Source organism: Luteimonas sp. YGD11-2 (assembly GCF_004118975.1).
GTDB lineage: Bacteria > Pseudomonadota > Gammaproteobacteria > Xanthomonadales > Xanthomonadaceae > Luteimonas > Luteimonas muca.
On sequence record NZ_CP035376.1, the window covers coordinates 1,551,670 to 1,570,119 of the forward strand.

The window sequence follows — 18,450 nt, forward strand, 5'->3', positions numbered from 1 at the left end:
CGGCAGGATCGGGTTCCGCTCCGATCCATCGAGGTGTTCCGCATGTCGTCGCGCTGGTGGTTGTTGTTGCTGCTGCAGGCCTGCCTGCTGGTGCCGGGCACTGCCAGTGCCGCGGATCCCTGTCCGCTGTTGCGTGCGCAGACCGGGGCTGTCGATGTCGCCACGCGGGTCGCGGCGATCGCCTGCGACGAACACCAGCTCTGGTACCGGCCGTTCATCGATGCCGATGGCCGCGTGGGCGGTTCCAGCGTGCGCGAAGCCGAGGTCAGCCAGCTGGCCAATGGCGAGCAGGCCTGGCGCCGCGTGGCCGGCTACTGGCGTGGCAGTGGCCTGCTTGCTGCCGTGGCGCATCGATCCGGAGCGGCGGAGTGCGAATACGCAGGCATGGGCGATGCAGCACTGCCGGCGTGCCGGACCTTCCTCATCGACACGCCGTGGTCGGCGGCGTTCGTGTCCTGGGTGGTGCGCCAGGCCGGGGTGCCGGGCTTCAATGTATCGGCCAGCCACGTGTCGTATGTGCGCGATGCCTATCGCCAGCCGGAGGCCAACGCATACCGCGTGGTCGCGCCCGAGGCGGCGCGCCCCGCGCGTGGTGACCTGCTGTGCTATGCGCGCTCCGCCGATCGGACCTTCGGCTTCGCCGGCCTTGCGCAGTTGCTGGCCGCGAGCGACGAAGGGCTGGGGATGCACTGCGACATCGTGGTCGATGCACAGCCGCACCGTGGGCTGGCGTGGCTGGTGGGTGGCAACGTGTTCGACGGCGTCACCATGCGCATGCTGCCGTTGACCCCGGGCGGCCAATTCCGCGACCTCCCGGTGCGCCAGCCTGCCGACCTGCCGTGCAGCCCGGACCACCCCGCGCACTGCAACGCCAACCGGCAGGACTGGACCGTGCTGCTGCAACTCAGGCCCGGGGAGGCGCTGGCAGCGCTGGTGCCGCCGCCCCCGCCGACGCCGGCCGCGCCCGCCCGGGCCCTGCCGGCCGGATTCCCGGTGCAGCCGGCGGGGACGCCTGCCGGGTGCTGCGTCTACTGCGTCGCCGGCGATACCCGGGTTCCGCGCTGCCCGCGTGCGGCAGCGGGCGGCGCGGACTGATCCATCCCGGCCGGGTCCGCTGCGGCTCCCGGATGTCGCAGAAAACGCGAGATCGCGTCGCCGTAGCCCGGATCGAGGTGGATGTCGTTGTGGCCCGCCTGCGGGAAGTCGAGCACCTGCGTGTGCTGCGGGCGCGACGCCACCAGGCGGTCCGCGTGCACCGCCGGCACCACGGTGTCGGCCCCCGCGCGCAGGACCAGCGCCGGGCCCGCATAGCCTGGCAGGGCGGAGGCGGACTCGTAGTGGTCGCGCATCAACAGGCGCACCGGCAACCACGGATAGTGGGTCGCGGCGACCGCGGCGAGGCTGTCGAACGGCGTCACCAGCACCAGCCGGTCCACCCCGCGCTGCGCCGCCAGCTGCACGGCGACGCCACCGCCCAGGCTGCGCCCGATCACCGCGATCCGCCCTTGCGGATGGCGGCGGCGAACCTCGTCGAACAGCGCGAGTGCATCGCCGACGAGGGCCGGCTCGTCCGGGCTGCCATCGCTGGCGCCGTAGCCGCGGTACGCCAGCAGATACACGCTGTGCGCCGGCAGCCACGCGGCGAAGTCGCGGCGGTTGTGCTCGACGCGTTCGGCGTTGCCGCCGAAGTACAGCACCGCGTCCTCCCGCCCGGGATTGACGATCCAGCCGCGCAGGGTGGCATCGCCGCGATCGAGGGCGAAATCCGTTGTGGCAGCGCTGGAGCGCGTGGCCTGCGGGAAGTAGATGAAGCTGCGCTGCTGCGCGTACATCAACAGGCACACGCCGATGTAGAGCAGCGCGAGCAATGCGGCCAGGGAGAGGGCGGTACGCATGTGTGGATCAAGGATGCGCCTGCCGGGCAGCCTCGAACGCGGCCAACTGCTCCGGCGTCGCTTCGCGCTGGTGGCGCGCCTTCCACTCGGCGAACGGCATGCCGTAGACGCGTTCGCGGGCGGCCTCCCTGCCGAGCGCGATGCCGCGCGCGTCCGCCGCCTCGCGGTACCAGTCGGCCAGGCAGTTGCGGCAGAAGCCGGCGAGGATCATCAGGTCGATGTTCTGCACGTCCGGCCGGTCCTGGTTGAGGTGCTGCAGCAGGTGGCGGAACGCCGCGGCTTCGATTTCGATGGTGGTATCGGTCATCGCGAGGGCGCTTCGGGGTGGAACGCCAGCATCGCGCGCGTACGCGGCGCCTGCAAACCGCGGCCACCATCGGCGACAATGCGCCACCGCGTATCCGACCTGCCCGATGACTCCAGCGCCCGACCAGACCGCCCGTATCCTCGATGGCCGCCGCATCGCCGACTCGCTGCTCGACGAGTTGCGGCTGCGGGTGGACGCCCGGGTCGCCGCGGGAAGGCCGCGGCCGACGCTTGCCGTTGTGCTGGTGGGGCAGGACCCGGCGTCGCAGTCCTACGTGCGCAACAAGCGCCGCGCCGCGCAGAAGGTCGGCATCGGCGCCATCGACATCGACCTGCCGGCGGGCACCAGCGAGGCCGAACTCGAGGCGCTGATCGACCGGCTCAACGCCGATACCGATGTCGACGGCATCCTCGTGCAACTGCCGTTGCCGGGCATTGCCGATGCCAGCCGCCTGATCCAGCGCATCGACCCGCTGAAGGACGTCGACGGCTTCCACCCGGAGAACGTCGGCCGGCTGGCGCTGCGCCAGTTCGGCCTGCGCCCATGCACGCCGCGCGGCATCACCACGCTGCTGGCCTATACCGACCGCGCGGTGCGTGGGCAAAGCGCGACGATCGTCGGCGTGTCCAACCATGTCGGCCGGCCGATGGCGCTGGAACTGCTGATCGCAGGCTGCACGGTGACCAGCTGCCACAAGTTCACCCCGGCCGGGGTGCTCGAGCGCCACGTGGGCGAAGCCGACATCCTGGTGGTCGCGGTGGGGCGGCCCGGCATCGTGCCCGGGGAATGGGTGAAGCCGGGTGCCGTGGTGATCGATGTCGGCATCAACCGTCTCGATGACGGCCGCCTGGTCGGCGACGTCGGTTTCGCTGCCGCTGCCCGCCGCGCCAGCTGGATCACCCCGGTGCCCGGCGGCGTGGGGCCGATGACGGTGGCCACGCTGATGCAGAACACGCTCGAGGCCGCGGAGGCGTCGGACGCCTGAGTGTCCCGCCGCGGATCGACGCGGATGAAGGCGGATCGGGCGGGAGTTTCGGCACGGGATCCGGGCGGTTCGGCTTCGTTCCGGCACAGGCCCGCACGGCCGACCGCTTCATTCGTGTATGTCCGTGTAATCCGTGGCCGCAGCACCTTCCGGCGCCCTGCGTAGCCGCCGCCGACGCGGTACAATGGCGCGCTTCCTCTCCTGCGGAACGCCCATGCTGCGCATCCAGGCCGAAGCACTGACCTACGACGACGTCTCGCTGGTCCCGGCGCATTCCACCGTCCTGCCCAAGGACGTCTCGCTCGCCACCCGTCTCACCCGCGACCTGCGCCTGAACATGCCGATCGTGTCCGCCGCCATGGATACGGTCACCGAGGCGCGCCTGGCCATCGCCATGGCCCAGCTGGGTGGCATCGGCATCGTCCACAAGAACATGTCTCCCGAGCGCCAGGCGGCGCAGGTGCTGCAGGTCAAGAATTTCGAAGCCGGCGTCATCCGCGAACCGTTCACCGTCGGCCCGCAGACCTCGATCGGCGAAGTGCTCAAGCTGACCCGCGCGCGCAACATCTCCGGCGTGCCGGTGGTCGACGGCGACCAGCTGGTGGGCATCGTCACCGGCCGCGACATGCGCTTCGAGAAGAAGCTCGACGACCCGGTGCGCAACATCATGACCCGCAAGGAGAAGCTGGTCACGGTGAAGGAAGGCGCCAGCGATGACGAGGTCATCGAGCTGCTGCACCGCCACCGCATCGAGAAGGTGCTGGTGGTCAACGACGACTTCCAGCTGCGCGGGCTGATCACCGTCAAGGACATCCAGAAGGCGCAGGACAACCCGAACGCCGCCAAGGACCTCTCGGAAAGCCTGCTGGTCGGCGCCGCGGTCGGCGTGGGCGGTGATACCGAGGAACGCATCGAGCGGCTGGCCGCCGCGGGCGTCGACGTGATCATCGTCGATACCGCGCATGGCCACTCGCAGGGCGTGCTCGACCGCGTGGCCTGGGTGAAGAAGCGCTACCCGCAACTGCAGGTGATCGGCGGCAACATCGTCACCGGCGATGCCGCGCTGGCGCTGATGGACGCCGGTGCCGACGCGGTCAAGGTCGGCGTGGGCCCGGGTTCGATCTGCACCACGCGCATCGTCGCCGGCGTGGGCGTGCCGCAGATCACCGCGATCGACATGGTGGCCTCCGCGCTGCAGGACAGCATCCCGCTGATCGCCGATGGCGGCATCCGCTATTCGGGCGACATCGGCAAGGCGCTGGCCGCCGGGGCGTCGACGGTGATGATCGGCGGCCTGTTCGCCGGCACCGAGGAAACCCCGGGCGAGACCGAGCTCTACCAGGGCCGCAGCTACAAGAGCTACCGCGGCATGGGCAGCCTGGGCGCGATGGAGAAGGGTTCGAGCGACCGTTATTTCCAGGACACGTCGTCCGCCGAGAAGCTGGTGCCGGAAGGCATCGAAGGCCGCGTGCCGTACCGCGGGCCGCTGTCGGGCGTGATCCACCAGCTGATCGGTGGGCTGCGCGCGACCATGGGCTACGTCGGCTGCGCAAGCATCGACGAGATGCGCACGAAGCCGCAGTTCGTGCAGATCACCGGCGCCGGCCAGCGCGAGAGCCACGTCCACGACGTGCAGATCACCAAGGAACCGCCGAACTACCGGATGGGCTGAGATGGCCCGCCCCGACCGCTCCTCCAGACCCGCTCCGCCCTCCACGCCGCGCCCGCCGCGCAAACGCCGGCTCGGCACCGGCATGGCCGTGCTGGCGCTGGTCGCCCTCGTGCTGGTCGCGTTCCAGTGGTATCGCGGCCACGAGGTCGTGCGCTCGTGCACCGGCAATGGCGGCAGCTGGGACGCCGAGCGCCAGGCCTGCACCTTCGGCGGCTCCGGCCAGTCGCCATCCTCTTCCACGCCCGCACCTCCCGAGCCCGACCCGCAATGACCGATCTGCACTCAGACAGGATCCTCATCATCGATTTCGGCGCGCAGTACACGCAGCTGATCGCCCGCCGGATCCGCGAGATCGGCGTCTACTGCGAGGTCTGGGCCTGGGACCACGATCCGTCGGAGATCGCGGGCTTCGGTGCGAAGGGCATCATCCTGTCGGGCGGGCCGGAATCGACCACGGTCGACGGCTGCCCGGCCGCGCCGCAGGAGGTCTTCGACAGCGGCCTGCCGCTGCTGGGCATCTGCTACGGCATGCAGACGATGGCCAAGCAGCTCGGTGGCGCCACCGAGGCCGCCGATGCGCGCGAATACGGCCATGCCGAAGTCACGATCGTTGGCCAGGACCGCCTGTTCGAAGGCCTGTACGACCATCCGGGCAACCCGCGCCGGCTCGATGTGTGGATGAGCCATGGCGACCACGTCTCGCAGGCGCCGCCCGGCTTCACCATCACAGCCACCACCGAACGCGTGCCTGTGGCCGCGTTCGCGCATGACGAAAAGCCGTGGTACGGCGTGCAGTTCCACCCGGAGGTCACGCATACCAGGCAGGGGCGGGCGCTGCTGGAGCGCTTCGTGGTCGACATCTGCGGCTGCCGCACGCTGTGGACCGCGGCCAACATCATCGACGACCAGATTGCGCGCGTGCGCGAGCAGGTCGGCAGCGACGAGGTGATCCTCGGGCTGTCGGGTGGCGTGGACTCCTCGGTGGTCGCGGCGCTGCTGCACAAGGCGATCGGCGACCAGCTGACCTGCGTGTTCGTCGATACCGGCCTCCTGCGCTTCCAGGAAGGCGACCAGGTGATGGCCACCTTTGCCGAGCACCTGGGCGTGCGCGTGGTGCGCGTCGATGCGCACGAGCGCTATTTCCAGGCGCTGGCCGGCGTCGCCGACCCGGAGGCCAAGCGCAAGGTGATCGGCAACCTGTTCGTCGAGATCTTCGACGAGGAGGCCGGCAGGCTCACCAACGCCAAGTGGCTCGCGCAGGGTACGATCTATCCGGACGTGATCGAGTCGGCCGGCAGCAAGACCGGCAAGTCGCACGTCATCAAGAGCCACCACAACGTCGGCGGCCTGCCCGAGCACATGAAGATGGGCCTGGTGGAACCGCTGCGCGAGCTGTTCAAGGACGAGGTGCGCCGGCTGGGCGTGGAACTCGGCCTGCCGCACAAGATGGTCTACCGGCATCCGTTCCCCGGTCCCGGCCTGGGCGTGCGCATCCTGGGCGAAGTGCGCCAGGAGTACGCCGAGCTGCTGGCACGTGCCGATGCGATCTTCATCGAGGAGCTGATGCGCTCGGGCCTGTACGACCAGGTCAGCCAGGCGTTCGCGGTGTTCCTGCCGGTGAAGTCGGTGGGCGTGGTGGGCGATGCGCGCGCCTACGAATGGGTCATCGCGCTGCGCGCGGTGGAAACCATCGACTTCATGACCGCGCACTGGGCACACCTGCCGTACGACTTCCTCGGCCGGGTGTCGAACCGCATCATCAACGAGGTGCGTGGCGTCTCGCGCGTGGTCTACGACATCAGCGGCAAGCCGCCGGCGACGATCGAGTGGGAGTGACGGCTGGCGCAGGCGTGCGCGGCTGACCGCCGCGCGACGGTCCACATGCCGTCGACGCCGGGATGGACCACCATCGCCGGCACCACCGATGAGCGACGTCCACATGCCTTCCGCACCCGACACCCTGCTGCTGGCCCCGACGGACCGGGTCCCGAACAATCCGCGGCTGCCGGTGCTGCTGTACCGCTCGGTGGCACGTGGTGCCGACGGGGAGGGGACGGCCTCGGCGTTCGAGCGGCTGTTCGCCGCCAACGGCTGGCCGGCACAGTGGCGCGCGGGCATCTTCGACTACCACCACTACCACGCCACCTCGCACGAGGTGCTGGGCGTGGCGCGTGGCAGCGCGACGGTGCTGCTGGGCGGTCCCGATCGCGAGCGGGTGGAGATCGCTGCCGGTGACGTGGTCGTCCTGCCGGCGGGCACCGGTCATTGCCGGGTGCGCTGCAGCCCCGATTTCCTGGTCATCGGCGGCTATCCCGAAGGGCAGCAGGACTACGACCTGCAGACCGCGCCGCCGACGGACGGAATCCGCGCACGCATCGCCGCGGTGCCGGTGCCCCCGCAGGATCCGGTGCAGGGACGGGACGGCTCGCTGGTGCGCCTGTGGGCTGCCGGCTGAGGCTCGACACGCGCCACCACATCCGTCGAGGCCGCGAGGAGCAACTGCGGCAGGCGGCGCAGGCGTGGGCTCTGCCGTGCCCTATGCGATCGTCGCGGATGCGCGCTCAGGATGACGTGTAACGGCATGTACCTGCGAGGCTTCGTTGTAGTGCGCGCTGCCCGTCGCGCGCACCGGGGCGTGTGCTCCCCCGGCCGGAGTCCGCGTCCGGCTACCACGGCCGGCCGCCGGCCATCCATGGCCGGCTGGGAGCACACGCCCCGGTGCACGCGACGGGCTATTGCCTGGGCACGCTTCGGTACGAAGAGCAGGGCGGTCACCGCGGGATCGTCTGCGTGTGCAGCTCGGGTGCTCTTCGCTTTTGATCTTCTTCCCCATGCCACGACAGTTCGGAGCCCGCCGCGGCCACAGGGGGATGTCCGGAGCCGGCCATGGATGGCCGGCGGCCGGATGTGGGAGCAGGACGCGGAGATATCCGGCTGGGCATCCCCCTGTGGCCGCGGCGGGCCGCCAGGACTCTCAGCAAGCGCGCCGGGATCCAGAGAAGAACCTAGAATTCCACTCACCTCCGTCGCCGCGGCGCTGTCTTGAACAACGAACCCCGGATCACCGCAGCAGCAACCGCACACACGGTCGACGACGAGCGCTGGATGCGCCATGCGCTGGTGCTGGCCGAACGCGCCGAGCGCGAGCACGACGAGATCCCGGTGGGCGCGGTGCTGGTGTCGGCGCAGGGCGAGGTGCTGGGCGAAGGCTGGAACCTCAACATCAGCCAGCGCGATCCCACCGCGCATGCCGAGATCGTGGCACTACGCGAAGCCGGCCGTCGGCTCGACAACCATCGGCTGCTCGGCACCACGCTGTACGTGACGCTGGAACCCTGCGCGATGTGTGCGATGGCGATGGTGCATGCGCGCGTGGCGCGCGTCGTGTACGCCGCCACCGATCCGAAGACCGGTGCCGCCGGCAGCGTGTTCGACCTGCTCGCCGATCCGCGCCACAACCACCGCATCGACGTCACCGGCGGCGTGCTGGCCGGGGAGGCGGGGATCCGGCTGACGAACTATTTCCGCCGCAAGCGCGGCAAGCCGCCGCTCTGAGGCGCTGCGGGCGCCGGGTCAGGGGGCCGGTGGTGGACGACGCAGGCGATGCGCGCGCGCGTGGGCATCGTCCATTTCGTGGTTCACCGCCGCCACCGCCAGCGAGGCCTCGCGGGCCAGCACCACGCTTGCGGTGAGCATGGCAAGCACCCCGAGCACGGCCAGCAGCGTGGGCAGCTGCGTGAGCCTGTGCCCGAGTAGTGCATCGCCGGCCACGCTCAGGCTGGTGCCGACGAAGCAGCTGATCGCGACGTAGAAGAGCTGGCTTGCGCGCAGCAGCATCCGGCTGCGGGTGCGCTGCAGGGTGATGCGTTCCTCGATCACCACCCGCTCGGCGGCGTCGTCGTTGTCGGCGAGCTCGCGCATCAGCCCGCGCGCGCGGTCGATCACCCGCGCAAGGCGCGAGTTGGCGGTGGTCAGCAGCGCCGCGGTGGCGGTCAGGAACAACGCCGGCGCCAGCATCGAGGTCAGGATGGCGTAGTGGCTGAGTGGCAGTGGTGGCATCGGCATGGGGAGCGGAAGCGGTGGGATATGATGCGCCGTCGTTCAATGACACGCGAAAAAGGATGGCGATGGACCAGGCGGGTGAGGGCAGGTTGATCTGGATCGACCTGGAAATGACCGGGCTCGATACCGACCGGGACGCGATCCTCGAGATCGCCACCATCGTCACCGATGCGCAGCTCAACGTGCTGGCCGAAGGCCCGGATTGCGCGATCGCGCAGCCGCTGACGGTGCTCGAGGGCATGGACGAGTGGAACCGCACACAGCACGGGCGCTCCGGCCTGTGGCGCCGGGTGCTCGAGGAGGGCGTGCCGCTGCCCGAGGCCGAAGCTCGCACGCTGGCATTCCTGCGCGAGTGGGTGCCCGAGCGCGCGTCGCCGATGTGCGGCAACTCGATCTGCCAGGACCGCCGCTTCCTGCACCGGCTGATGCCGTCGCTGGAACGCCACTTCCACTACCGCAACCTCGACGTCAGCACGGTCAAGGAACTGGCCCGGCGCTGGGCGCCATCGGTGCTGCACGGGGTGCGCAAGCAGGCCGCGCATACCGCGATGAGCGACGTGAAGGATTCAATCGCCGAGTTGCGCCACTACCGCGCGCACATGGGCATCTTCGCCGCCTGCTGACGCCGCGGAGTCAGGCCTGCGCCTGGCCCGCCAGGGCCAGCAGGCGCGCGGCGATCGCATCCAGCGGCACGGTCTCGCTGGCCGCGCCGAGCTTCACCGCCGCGCCCGGCATCCCCCAGACCACGCTGGTCGCCTCGTCCTGCACCAGGGTCGCGGCGCCGGCCTCGCGCATCTCCAGCAGGCCGCGCGCGCCGTCGTCGCCCATGCCGGTGAGCAGCGCGCCGATCGCATTCGCGCCCGCCGCACGTGCCACCGAGCGGAACAGCACGTCGACCGCCGGCTTGTGGCGGTTGACCGGTTCGCCGTCATCGATGCGCAGGCGCCAGCCGGCGCCATTGCGCAGCACGGCCAGATGCCGGCCTCCGGGCGGCAGGTAGGCGTGGCCGCGCAGCACCGGCTCGCCGTCGCGGGCTTCGCGCACGGTCATCGCGGAGTGCCGGTCGAGGCGTTCGGCGAACGCCGCGCTGAAACTGGCCGGCAGGTGCTGGGCCAGCACCACGGCCGGCGCGTCGGCGGGCAGCTGTTCGAGCACCACGCGCAGCGCCTCGGTGCCACCGGCGGAGGCGCCCAGCGCGATCAGGCGCTCGTTGCTGCGCACCGGCAGCGGCCGTACCGCCCGCGGCGCCGGAGTCGCCACCGTGGGCAACGGCCGCGCCGGTGGACGCACCCGTGCGCGCGCCGCCTGCCTGACCTTGTCGACGATCTCCTCGGCATAGCGCTGCAGGCCCCGGGCGACATCGAGGCGCGGCTTGGACACCACGTCCACCGCACCCAGTGCCAGCGCCTGCAGGGTGGTCTGCGCGCCACGCTCGGTGAGCGACGACACCATCACCACCGGCATCGGCCGCACGCGCATCAGCTGTTCGAGGAACTCGAGGCCGTTCATGCGCGGCATCTCGATGTCCAGGGTGATGACATCGGGTTGCAGGCGCTGGATCTTGTCGCGCGCGATCAAGGGGTCAGCGGCGGTGCCCACCACCTCGATCCCGGGATCGGCGGCGAGGATCTCCGACAGCATCTGGCGTACCACCGCGGAATCGTCGACCACCAGCACCCGCGCCCGCGCCGCGCTCATTCGAACAGCTCCACGCCACCGCTGGTCGGGGTGCCGGACAGGCGCGCGCGCACCGCGGTTTCGGTCGCGGCCACTTCGGCCTCGTGCGCGTGCGGCAGGCGCTGCACCATCACCCGCCCGCTGTCGGGGAAGAACCACACCTTGCGCGGATGGATGCCGCGCAGGTCGGAGGCGACCACGGGGATATGTTCGGCGGCAAGGTAGGTGCCGACGAAGTCCGCATTGCGGCTGCCCACCGGGTTGCTGGTGAAGCCGCGCAGCACGTTGGCTCCGCCGAACACCTTGGCTTCCAGCCGGCGCCGGTTGGCGCCGCGCTTGAGCAGGTCGTTGATCAGCAGTTCCATCGCGTGGCTGCCGTAGCGCGCGGGCGCGCCGTCGTCGGCGCTGCCGTCGGGCAGCATGAAGTGGTTCATGCCGCCGATGCCCAGCAGCGGATCGCGCAGGCACGCAGCCACGCACGAGCCCAGCACCGTGACCAGCGCGGTGCCGTCGTCCACCACCAGGTACTGGGTGGGCAGCAGCTTGGCCGCCTGCACCTGGAAGCGCGTGTCGCGGTAACGCAGCACGTCCTCGGCGGCGACGCTCATCGCGCCGTCTCCGCGCGCCGGTACAGGGTGCGGCCGCAGGGGCGGATGAGGTCGGCGGCGTGCAGGTAGTTCTCGGAGTGACCGGTGTAGAGCAGGCCTTCGGGCGCCAGGTGCGTGACCAGCCGCGACAGGATGGCGCGCTGGGTCGGCTTGTCGAAATAGATCATCACGTTGCGGCAGAACAGCGCCACCACGTCGCCGTCGATCGCGTAGCGCGGATCGAGCAGGTTGAGCGGCTCGAAACGCACCAGCGCCTGCAGCTCCGGGCGCACCCGGCAACGCCCGGCCTGCGGGCCCTTGCCGCGCAGGAAGTAGCGGCGCAGCAGTGCCGGTTCCAGCGAGGCCACGCGCTCCAGCGGATAGACGCCTGCGGCTGCGGTGGCCAGCACCTGGGTGTCGATGTCGGTGGCGATGATGCGTACCGGCGGGCTGAGCGTACCGAAGGCTTCGCACGCCGCGATCGCCATCGAATACGGTTCCTCGCCGGTGGAGGCCGCGCATGACCACAGGCGCAGCGGACGTCGGGTGGCGGGCGCGGCCGCGTGTGCCAGCAGTTCTTCCTTCAGGCGCTCGAAATGGTGCGGCTCGCGGAAGAACGCGGTGAGGTTGGTGGTCAGCGCATTGATGAAACCCTGCAGTTCGTCATCGTCGCCGCCGTCGATGCGGTCGAGGTATTCGCGGAAGCTGTCGATGCCGAGCGTGCGCAGCCGCCGCGACAGGCGGCCGTACACCATGTCGCGCTTGGCCGGGCCGAGCGCGATCCCGGCATGGCGATGGATGAGTTCGCAGACGCGGCGGAAGTCGCGGTCATGGAACTCGAACTCGCGCGCCTCGGGGGGCGCGGGCAGAAGGGAACTGGCCGACATCGGTCCGTCTCGGATGGCACCACGTTATCGGCCGCCGGCATGCGACCTGAAGCACGCCGGCTGGCCGGCGCGGGGTCGCGTCCGCACAGCAGAACGCCGGCCCGGGGCCGGCGTTCCGCGTACGACGTGTGCGGCAGGTCAGAACTCCTGCCAGTCCTCGCCGGCGGTGGCCAGTGCGGGCTCGACGCGCTTGCGCGGCGCGGCGGCACGGCCCTGGCCGCGCGCGGCCTGCGGGTTCGCGGCCGCGCGGGTTGCGGCAGCGACCGGGTCGACCTGTGCATCCGACGCATGCATCTGGAACACCGAGACCACGTCGGCCAGCTGGCCGGCCTGTTCCTCCATGCTGCGTGCGGCCGCCGAGGCTTCCTCCACCAGCGCGGCGTTCTGCTGGGTGGTCTCGTCCATCTGGGTGATGGTCTGGTTGACCTGTTCGATGCCCGAGGCCTGCTCCTGCGAGGCCGCGGAGATCTCCGCCATGATGTCGGTCACGCGCTGCACCGAGGCGACCATCTCGACCATGGTCTTGCCGGCTTCCGACGCCAGTGCGGAACCGTTGCCGACCTTGCTGACCGAATCCTCGATCAGGCCCTTGATCTCCTTGGCCGCAGTGGCCGAACGCTGTGCCAGCGAGCGCACCTCGGCGGCGACCACCGCGAAGCCGCGGCCCTGTTCGCCTGCACGGGCCGCCTCGACCGCGGCATTGAGCGCCAGGATGTTGGTCTGGAAGGCGATGCCGTCGATGACCGAGATGATCTCGGCGATGCGCCGCGAGGACTGCTCGATCTCGCGCATCGTGCCGACCACCTGGCCGACCACGTCGCCGCCGCGGGTGGCGACACCGGCCGCGCCGATCGCCAGCTGGTTGGCCTGGTGGGCGTGTTCGGCGTTCTGCTTGACGGTGGAGGTGAGCTCCTCCATCGAGGCGGCGGTTTCCTCGAGGTTCGCGGCCTGCTGCTCGGTGCGGCGCGACAGGTCGTTGTTGCCCGACACGATCTCGCTGGAGGCGGTGTTGATGGCACGCGAGGCGCGCTGGATGCTGCCGACCAGGCTGGTCAGCTGGGTCACGGTGCGATTGGCGTCGTCGCGCATCTGTGCGAACACGCCCTGGTAGTCGCCTTCCATGCGCGCGGTGAGGTCGCCCTCGGCCAGCGCCTGCAGCACGTTGGAGATGCCTTCCAGGCTCTTGCCGTTGGCATCGAGCAGGCGGTTGAGCTGGCCGGCAAGCTGCAGGTAGAAGCCCTGCTTGCCTTCCAGGCCGATGCGCTGCGACAGGTCGCCGGCAGCCGCGGCCTGCAGCACGCCGGCGAGCTCGGCTTCCACGCGCACCTGTGGGGTGCGGTCGCGCCACTCCACCACGTAGCCCAGCAGGGTGCCGTCGGCGTCGTCCACGCGGGCGACGGTCTGCACGAAGTGCGCGTCGCCCATCGAGATCTCGCCCTGGTGGGTGCCCTGCAGGCGCTCCAGCATCCCGGCGATCGTGCCGGCATCGCGGTGGAAACCGTCGATATTCGTGCCGATGAGGTTGTTGAAGTCGAAGTGCGGCAGGTCCTTGTGGATCTCCGCCTCGTACTGGCCGAGCAGGGTGGTCACCGCCTGGTTGGCGTAGATGATGCGGCGCTCGGGGTCGGCGATCATGACGCTGGTGCCGGAGCTGTCGAGCGCGGTGCGGATGCGCAGGTTCTCGCCGGCGACCTGCTGGTCGCGTTCGATGCGGGCACGCAGGTCGCCCTGCATGTGCTGCATGGCCTTGAGCAGGTCGCCGATCTCATCGGCGCGGTCGACGTCGATCTCGTTGTCGAGCTGGCCGCCGGCCACGTTGTTGGCGACCTCCACCGCGCGGCGCAGGCTGCGGGTCAGGGCTGCCGCCACGAACCAGGCGATCGCCAGGCCGCCGGCCACGCCGGCCAGCAGCATGATCAGCGTCAGGGTGATGGCGGTGGCGTAGGTGCGTTCGGCGCTGGCCTGCGCGGCCTCGGCCAGCACGCTCTCGTGCGCCACCAGTGCGTCGACCGCGGCCACGGAGGCGTTGTGCAGGCGCTGGGTGTCGCCCAGGAAGGTGTCGAGTGCGTCCTCGGGCAGGTCGAGGTCGATCATCTCGTTGACGTCGCTGTAGGACTGGCGGGCCTCGGCCCAGCTTGCGGTCGCGGCCTCGTACAGGCCGCGCTCCTCGGACTCGCCAGCGGGCAGTGCCGCTTCGTAGCGCTGGAAGGTGCCCTCGATGCGCTGGTCGAATTCCTGCGTGCGCTCGCGCGCCTGCGCCTTGACCGCATCGCTGGCGCGGATCAGGCCGCGGTAGGCGTTGTTGCGGTACTCGGCCAGCAGCAGTTTGGCCTCGTTCGCGGTGGCGACCGAGGCCATGGTGTCGTTGACGAGCAGGTCGGTGTCGCGCGCGAGCGACGACATCCCGCCGTAGGCCACGATGCCCTGCACGACCATCAGGACCAGCACGATGCCGAAAGCCAGCATCAGCTTGAGGGAGAGCTTGAGGTTGTCGAGGCGCTGCATCATGGCGAGTGTGTCCGTTGGAGCGGGTGGCTGGCGCGTGGCACGCCTGTGCATGCCACGCAGCCTGCTTGCAGGTGGATCGGGATCAGCGGATGTCGGCGAGCTTGATGTTCGACGGCGAGCTCACCGCGATCTCGGCACGGCTGGCATCGCGCTGGATGTTGCCCACCACGCAGATGTCCTTGCCCTGCAGTTCCTCGGGCGACGGGCGGAAATTGCCGCGGATGCTGCCGGGGATGCGTGCGGAGAAGGTGTGGCGCGGGAAGCTGCCGCCCATGTACAGGAAGGTGGGCTCGCCTTCGGTGTTCTGCGCGTGGCGGGCGCGGTCGACGCGGCCACAGACCATGCCGGTCTTGCCGACGTGGCGCACGGCCTGTTCGGCGGGAATCATGTCCTGGGCGGCGACCGGGACGGCGGCAAGGGCGATGAGCGCGCCGACGGCAGCGGCGAGCAGGCTCTGGGTGTTCATGCAACGGCTCCTGGGGAGTGGATCTGGGTGGGGGACCGGCGGCACGTGGCCACCGTTGCCCCCACTATCGGCTGGCGGCGGCGCGGCTTTAGCGCCGGGTCACGCCGCGGCGTCCTCGAGCGCGTCCGCGCCGATGTCGGCCCAGTCGATCAGCGACTGGATGTCGAGCAGGATCACCATGTGTTCGTCGGTGGTGCCGATCGCGGAAATGAAACGGGTATCGACCGCGGCGCCGAGTTCCGGCGTGGCACGGATCTGGTCGACACCCAGCTGCACGACGTCGGACACCGCATCGACCACGATGCCCGCGGTGCGGCCGTCGAAGTTCAGCACGATCATCACCGTGAAGGCGTCGTAGCGCGCCTCCTTCAGCCCGAGCTTCATGCGCAGGTCGAGCACCGGCACGATCGCGCCGCGCAGGTTGACCACGCCGCGGATGTAGTCCGGCGTGTCCGGGACACGGGTGACCGAGTCGTAGCCACGGATCTCCTGCACCTTGAGGATGTCGAGCGCGTAGTGCTCGTCGCCCAGGGTGAAACCGAGATATTCGCCGGGCCCGGGAAGGGTGTCCGTAGTGCTCACATGCCGCTCCTGCAGTTGCATGGCCGCCGGTTGCCGGCCTGTGCCTGCGTGATCGGCCGCGGCGGGTGGAACTTGAGCCCGCGCTCCGCTAGACCGCGCGGCGCTCGCGGGCGCTGCGTTGGCGTTCCACCCGGAAGATGTAGTTCTGGATCGCGCGCTCGGCGGGCGGCGGCAGGCGTTCGAAACGGCAGCCGATGCGCAGGCGCGGGGTGCCGTTGCGGGTGTGTTCGATATAGCTGTGCGCCACCGAAAGTTCGAGCACGATCGGCGCGGCGTCGGGCAGCAGCAGCGTGCACGTCCCCAGCCGGCTGGTGCCCGGCAGCACGAAGCCTTCGGCCGCGGCCAGCGCCAGGCCGCCGGCGCTGAGGTCGAGTACGCGCAGCTCCACGCCATCGCTGCCGTCCTCCGCGTCCGGCAGGCGGCAGTGCACCGGCTGCATCGGCGGGATCTGCAGGCGATAGGTCTCGCGGCGCTGCAGTTCGATCACCGCGGTCGGCAACGGCGCGACGAACGCGGTGTAGCCGTCGTTCTCGACGCGCGTGAGCCGCTGCACCCTGAAGCGGATCTGCACCCGGTCGAGCTGCGAGGTGCACACCAGGTGGTGCGCCTGCAGCAGCCGCTGGTTGAGCGGTTCCTGCGGGTGTCCGTCGAGAAGCACCGATCCGGTGTCCACCGCCAGCACCGCGGTGGGGCAGCTGATGCTGCCCGGCACGATCTGCGCGGTGACCAGCGCCCGGGCCGACACCAGCGCACCGAGCAGGCGGCGCACGTCGGCCGGATCGCGCTTCTCGTAGCGCAGCTCACCGCCATCGCCATCGGCGGCGGCATCGACGGGCCCGTTCTCGCGGAAGGGATCCATGCGGGCGTCCGGCCGCGCGGCTCAGGCCGCCTGCGGCAGGCGGCGACTGCGGGCAAGGCCACCCACGTCGACGATCAGCGCCACCCGGCCGTCGCCGAGGATGGTCGCGCCGGAAATGCCTTCCACCCGGCGGTAGTTGCGCTCCAGGCTCTTGACCACGACCTGCTGCTGGCCGAGCAGCGCATCCACCTCGACCGCGAGGCGGCAGCCATCGCCCTCCACGACGACTGCGACGGGTGCATCGGTTCCGGCGCGCCCGTAACCGTAGGTGTCGCCAAGCGACAGCAGCGGCAGGAATTCGTCGCGCACCTTGAGCATGCGGCCCTGGCCCTTGACGGTGCGCACGTCGCCGGGCCCCGGCTGCAGTGCCTCGCGCACATGGGTGAGCGGCAGCACCAGCGTCTCGTTGCCCACCGCCACGGTCATGCCGTCGAGGATGGCGAGCGTCAGCGGCAGGCGGATGGTCACCCGGGTGCCACGGCCGAGATGGCTTTCCAGCTGCACGCTGCCGCCCAGCTGGCGGATGTTGCTGCGCACGACATCCATGCCCACGCCACGGCCGGACAGGTCGGTGACGGCATCGGCGGTGGAGAAGCCGGCCTGGAAGATCAGGTCCCACACCTGCGCGTCGGTGGGCTGCTCGGGCACCGCGAGCCCGCGCTCGCGCGCCTTGGCGAGGATGCGGTTGCGGTCGAGGCCGCGGCCATCGTCGCCGACCTCGATGACGATATGGCCGTCCTGGTGCGAGGCGGCGAGGGTGATCGTGCCGGTGGGCTCCTTGCCGGCGCCGCTGCGCGTGGCCGGGTCCTCGAGGCCGTGGTCGATCGCGTTGCGCACCAGGTGCACCAGCGGATCGGCGATCTTCTCGATCAGGCCCTTGTCGAGTTCGGTCGCCTCGCCACTGGTCTGCAGGCGCACGAGCTTGCCGAGGCGCCCGGACAGGTCGCGCACCAGGCGCGGGAAACGGCGGAACACCGCGTCCACCGGCAGCATGCGCACGCCGATCACGGCGTCCTGCAGGTCGCGCGTGTTGCGCTCGAGCTGCTCGAGCGCGGCCTGCATGCGCTCGGCCAGCGCGCCCTCGAGCCCGGCGCCCAGCGCCTGCAGCATCGACTGGGTGATGACCAGTTCACCGACCAGGTTGATCAGCCCGTCGATCTTGTCGACGCCGACGCGGATCGAACTTTCGGCTTCCGCGCCGGTTGTCTTGTTGGCCCCGGCGGCGGGGCCGGTATCGACCACCTGCTCCTGGATCGCCTCGATCTCCAGCCGGCATTCGTCGGCGACCCAGGCGAACACGTCGTCGATCGCGGCGCGCTTGACCGGCGCGCCCAGTTCCAGCGTCCAGCCGATATGCGCCTGCAGCGGATCCAGCGCATCGAACGCGGGCAGGGCGTCGAGCCTGGCCTCCACCTTCAGCGGGCCGAGTTCCTCGAGCTCGCGCAGGATCCGCAGGGGGTCGTTGCCGCTCATGAACAGCGACGGTTCGGGCTGGAAGCCGATCCGCCAGCCGATCAGGCGCGCGCCGGCGTCGGCGGCAACGGGTGCATCGGCGACCACGGGCACGGCCTCGCCTCCGAGCACCGCCGCAAGCCGCTGGTGGACCGCACGCACCTGCGCCGGGTCGGCCGGGCGCTGGTGCTCCGCCTCGTCGAGCAGTGCACGCAGCACGTCGACCGACCCCAGCATCGCGTCGAGCGCGGCGGCTTCCACCGCGCGCTCGCCGGCGCGGATCTGGTCGAGCAGCGTTTCCAGCACATGGGTCAGTTCGGCCGTCGCGGCGAAGCCGAAGGTGGCCGCGCCCCCCTTGATCGAGTGCGCCGCGCGGAACACCGAGTTGATGAGCTCGGCACCGCGTTCACCGGCGTCGAGCGCGAGCAGGCCGGCCTCCATCGCATCGAGCCCTTCGCGGCTCTCCTCGAAGTAGGTGGCGTGGAACCGCTGCAGGTCGATGCTCAAGGTC

General features: G+C 70.4%; 19 protein-coding genes. 8 read left to right on the plus strand and 11 right to left on the minus strand.

The genetic code is table 11. The features are described 5' to 3' along the window. The first annotated feature begins 42 nt into the window (after positions 1-42). Positions 43-1,095 (plus strand): DUF2272 domain-containing protein, encoded by a 1,053-nt coding sequence (locus ERL55_RS07025; RefSeq protein WP_164972138.1) that lies wholly within the window; start codon positions 43-45, stop codon positions 1,093-1,095. On the opposite strand, the gene ERL55_RS07030 is transcribed toward ERL55_RS07025, so the two are convergent. Then, complete coding sequence (locus ERL55_RS07030; RefSeq protein ID WP_129135798.1) at positions 1,029-1,895, minus strand: alpha/beta hydrolase; 867 nt, start codon at positions 1,893-1,895, stop codon at positions 1,029-1,031. The genes ERL55_RS07025 and ERL55_RS07030 overlap by 67 nt on opposite strands. A 7-nt stretch (positions 1,896-1,902) precedes the next feature. Beyond that, the gene (locus tag ERL55_RS07035) at positions 1,903-2,202 is read right to left on the minus strand and encodes a DUF1244 domain-containing protein (RefSeq protein WP_129135799.1); all 300 of its coding nucleotides are present in this window, start codon (positions 2,200-2,202) and stop codon (positions 1,903-1,905) included. Positions 2,203-2,308: 106 nt separating this feature from the next. Here ERL55_RS07035 and folD point away from each other — a divergent pair, with 106 nt between their 5' ends. The 6 genes from folD (at position 2,309) to tadA (ending at position 8,414) form a co-directional block, all read left to right on the plus strand. Beyond that, the gene (gene folD, locus ERL55_RS07040; protein WP_129135800.1) at positions 2,309-3,187 is read left to right on the plus strand and encodes a bifunctional methylenetetrahydrofolate dehydrogenase/methenyltetrahydrofolate cyclohydrolase FolD; all 879 of its coding nucleotides are present in this window, start codon (positions 2,309-2,311) and stop codon (positions 3,185-3,187) included. A 214-nt stretch (positions 3,188-3,401) separates the two neighbouring features. Continuing rightward, positions 3,402-4,859 carry an IMP dehydrogenase gene (gene guaB, locus ERL55_RS07045; protein ID WP_129135801.1) on the plus strand — a complete coding sequence of 486 codons (1,458 nt, stop codon included), beginning with the start codon at positions 3,402-3,404 and terminating at the stop codon, positions 4,857-4,859. 1 nt (position 4,860) lies between these two features. Then, positions 4,861-5,130 (plus strand): hypothetical protein, encoded by a 270-nt coding sequence (locus tag ERL55_RS07050; protein ID WP_129135802.1) that lies wholly within the window; start codon positions 4,861-4,863, stop codon positions 5,128-5,130. Continuing rightward, positions 5,127-6,695 carry a glutamine-hydrolyzing GMP synthase gene (gene guaA, locus ERL55_RS07055; protein ID WP_129135803.1) on the plus strand — a complete coding sequence of 523 codons (1,569 nt, stop codon included), beginning with the start codon at positions 5,127-5,129 and terminating at the stop codon, positions 6,693-6,695. Before ERL55_RS07050 ends, guaA begins: the two co-directional genes overlap by 4 nt. 88 nt (positions 6,696-6,783) lie before the next feature. Further along, the gene (locus ERL55_RS07060; protein ID WP_241685865.1) at positions 6,784-7,314 is read left to right on the plus strand and encodes a cupin; all 531 of its coding nucleotides are present in this window, start codon (positions 6,784-6,786) and stop codon (positions 7,312-7,314) included. Positions 7,315-7,919: 605 nt separating this feature from the next. Next, complete coding sequence (tadA, locus tag ERL55_RS07065) at positions 7,920-8,414, plus strand: tRNA adenosine(34) deaminase TadA (protein ID WP_256386147.1); 495 nt, start codon at positions 7,920-7,922, stop codon at positions 8,412-8,414. An 18-nt stretch (positions 8,415-8,432) separates the two neighbouring features. On the opposite strand, the gene ERL55_RS07070 is transcribed toward tadA, so the two are convergent. After that, on the minus strand, positions 8,433-8,918 hold the full coding sequence (locus tag ERL55_RS07070) for a DUF2721 domain-containing protein (protein WP_129137250.1): 486 nt from the start codon (positions 8,916-8,918) through the stop codon (positions 8,433-8,435). Between the two features lie 62 nt (positions 8,919-8,980). On the opposite strand from ERL55_RS07070, the gene orn reads away from it, so the two are divergent. Beyond that, positions 8,981-9,544 carry an oligoribonuclease gene (orn, locus tag ERL55_RS07075; RefSeq protein WP_129135804.1) on the plus strand — a complete coding sequence of 188 codons (564 nt, stop codon included), beginning with the start codon at positions 8,981-8,983 and terminating at the stop codon, positions 9,542-9,544. A 10-nt stretch (positions 9,545-9,554) separates the two neighbouring features. Here orn and ERL55_RS07080 read toward each other — a convergent pair whose 3' ends face one another. The 8 genes from ERL55_RS07080 to ERL55_RS07115 all read right to left on the minus strand — a co-directional run bounded on the left by ERL55_RS07080 (position 9,555) and on the right by ERL55_RS07115 (position 18,446). Then, a complete protein-coding gene (locus tag ERL55_RS07080; RefSeq protein WP_129135805.1) occupies positions 9,555-10,619 on the minus strand; it encodes a chemotaxis response regulator protein-glutamate methylesterase in 1,065 nt (354 codons plus the stop codon). Continuing rightward, the gene (cheD, locus tag ERL55_RS07085; protein WP_129135806.1) at positions 10,616-11,206 is read right to left on the minus strand and encodes a chemoreceptor glutamine deamidase CheD; all 591 of its coding nucleotides are present in this window, start codon (positions 11,204-11,206) and stop codon (positions 10,616-10,618) included. The genes ERL55_RS07080 and cheD overlap by 4 nt, the downstream gene beginning before the upstream one ends. Then, positions 11,203-12,072 (minus strand): CheR family methyltransferase, encoded by an 870-nt coding sequence (locus ERL55_RS07090; protein ID WP_129135807.1) that lies wholly within the window; start codon positions 12,070-12,072, stop codon positions 11,203-11,205. Before ERL55_RS07090 ends, cheD begins: the two co-directional genes overlap by 4 nt. Before the next feature lie 138 nt (positions 12,073-12,210). Beyond that, entirely contained in the window at positions 12,211-14,580 is a 2,370-nt protein-coding gene (locus ERL55_RS15255) for a methyl-accepting chemotaxis protein (protein WP_305791903.1), read from the minus strand. Between the two features lie 82 nt (positions 14,581-14,662). Next, positions 14,663-15,046 (minus strand): hypothetical protein, encoded by a 384-nt coding sequence (locus ERL55_RS07100; protein ID WP_164972139.1) that lies wholly within the window; start codon positions 15,044-15,046, stop codon positions 14,663-14,665. Positions 15,047-15,145: 99 nt separating this feature from the next. Further along, complete coding sequence (locus ERL55_RS07105; protein WP_241685866.1) at positions 15,146-15,628, minus strand: chemotaxis protein CheW; 483 nt, start codon at positions 15,626-15,628, stop codon at positions 15,146-15,148. An 88-nt stretch (positions 15,629-15,716) separates the two neighbouring features. After that, positions 15,717-16,487, minus strand: a complete 771-nt coding sequence (locus tag ERL55_RS07110; RefSeq protein ID WP_129135809.1) for a flagellar brake protein — start codon at positions 16,485-16,487, stop codon at positions 15,717-15,719. Between the two features lie 21 nt (positions 16,488-16,508). Continuing rightward, positions 16,509-18,446 (minus strand): chemotaxis protein CheA, encoded by a 1,938-nt coding sequence (locus ERL55_RS07115; RefSeq protein WP_129135810.1) that lies wholly within the window; start codon positions 18,444-18,446, stop codon positions 16,509-16,511. Positions 18,447-18,450 lie beyond the last annotated feature (4 nt).

Coding starts and splice junctions, on each gene's coding strand:
- ERL55_RS15255 (WP_305791903.1), bottom strand. CDS start 14,580: ATGATGCAGCGCCTCGACAACCTCAAGCTCTCCCTCAAGCTGATGCTG.
- ERL55_RS07035 (WP_129135799.1), bottom strand. CDS start 2,202: ATGACCGATACCACCATCGAAATCGAAGCCGCGGCGTTCCGCCACCTG.
- ERL55_RS07100 (WP_164972139.1), bottom strand. CDS start 15,046: ATGAACACCCAGAGCCTGCTCGCCGCTGCCGTCGGCGCGCTCATCGCC.
- cheD (WP_129135806.1), bottom strand. CDS start 11,206: ATGAGCGTCGCCGCCGAGGACGTGCTGCGTTACCGCGACACGCGCTTC.
- ERL55_RS07060 (WP_241685865.1), top strand. CDS start 6,784: ATGAGCGACGTCCACATGCCTTCCGCACCCGACACCCTGCTGCTGGCC.
- orn (WP_129135804.1), top strand. CDS start 8,981: ATGGCGATGGACCAGGCGGGTGAGGGCAGGTTGATCTGGATCGACCTG.
- ERL55_RS07070 (WP_129137250.1), bottom strand. CDS start 8,918: ATGCCACCACTGCCACTCAGCCACTACGCCATCCTGACCTCGATGCTG.
- ERL55_RS07050 (WP_129135802.1), top strand. CDS start 4,861: ATGGCCCGCCCCGACCGCTCCTCCAGACCCGCTCCGCCCTCCACGCCG.
- ERL55_RS07110 (WP_129135809.1), bottom strand. CDS start 16,487: ATGGATCCCTTCCGCGAGAACGGGCCCGTCGATGCCGCCGCCGATGGC.
- ERL55_RS07030 (WP_129135798.1), bottom strand. CDS start 1,895: ATGCGTACCGCCCTCTCCCTGGCCGCATTGCTCGCGCTGCTCTACATC.
- folD (WP_129135800.1), top strand. CDS start 2,309: ATGACTCCAGCGCCCGACCAGACCGCCCGTATCCTCGATGGCCGCCGC.
- ERL55_RS07090 (WP_129135807.1), bottom strand. CDS start 12,072: ATGTCGGCCAGTTCCCTTCTGCCCGCGCCCCCCGAGGCGCGCGAGTTC.
- guaB (WP_129135801.1), top strand. CDS start 3,402: ATGCTGCGCATCCAGGCCGAAGCACTGACCTACGACGACGTCTCGCTG.
- guaA (WP_129135803.1), top strand. CDS start 5,127: ATGACCGATCTGCACTCAGACAGGATCCTCATCATCGATTTCGGCGCG.
- ERL55_RS07080 (WP_129135805.1), bottom strand. CDS start 10,619: ATGAGCGCGGCGCGGGCGCGGGTGCTGGTGGTCGACGATTCCGCGGTG.
- ERL55_RS07025 (WP_164972138.1), top strand. CDS start 43: ATGTCGTCGCGCTGGTGGTTGTTGTTGCTGCTGCAGGCCTGCCTGCTG.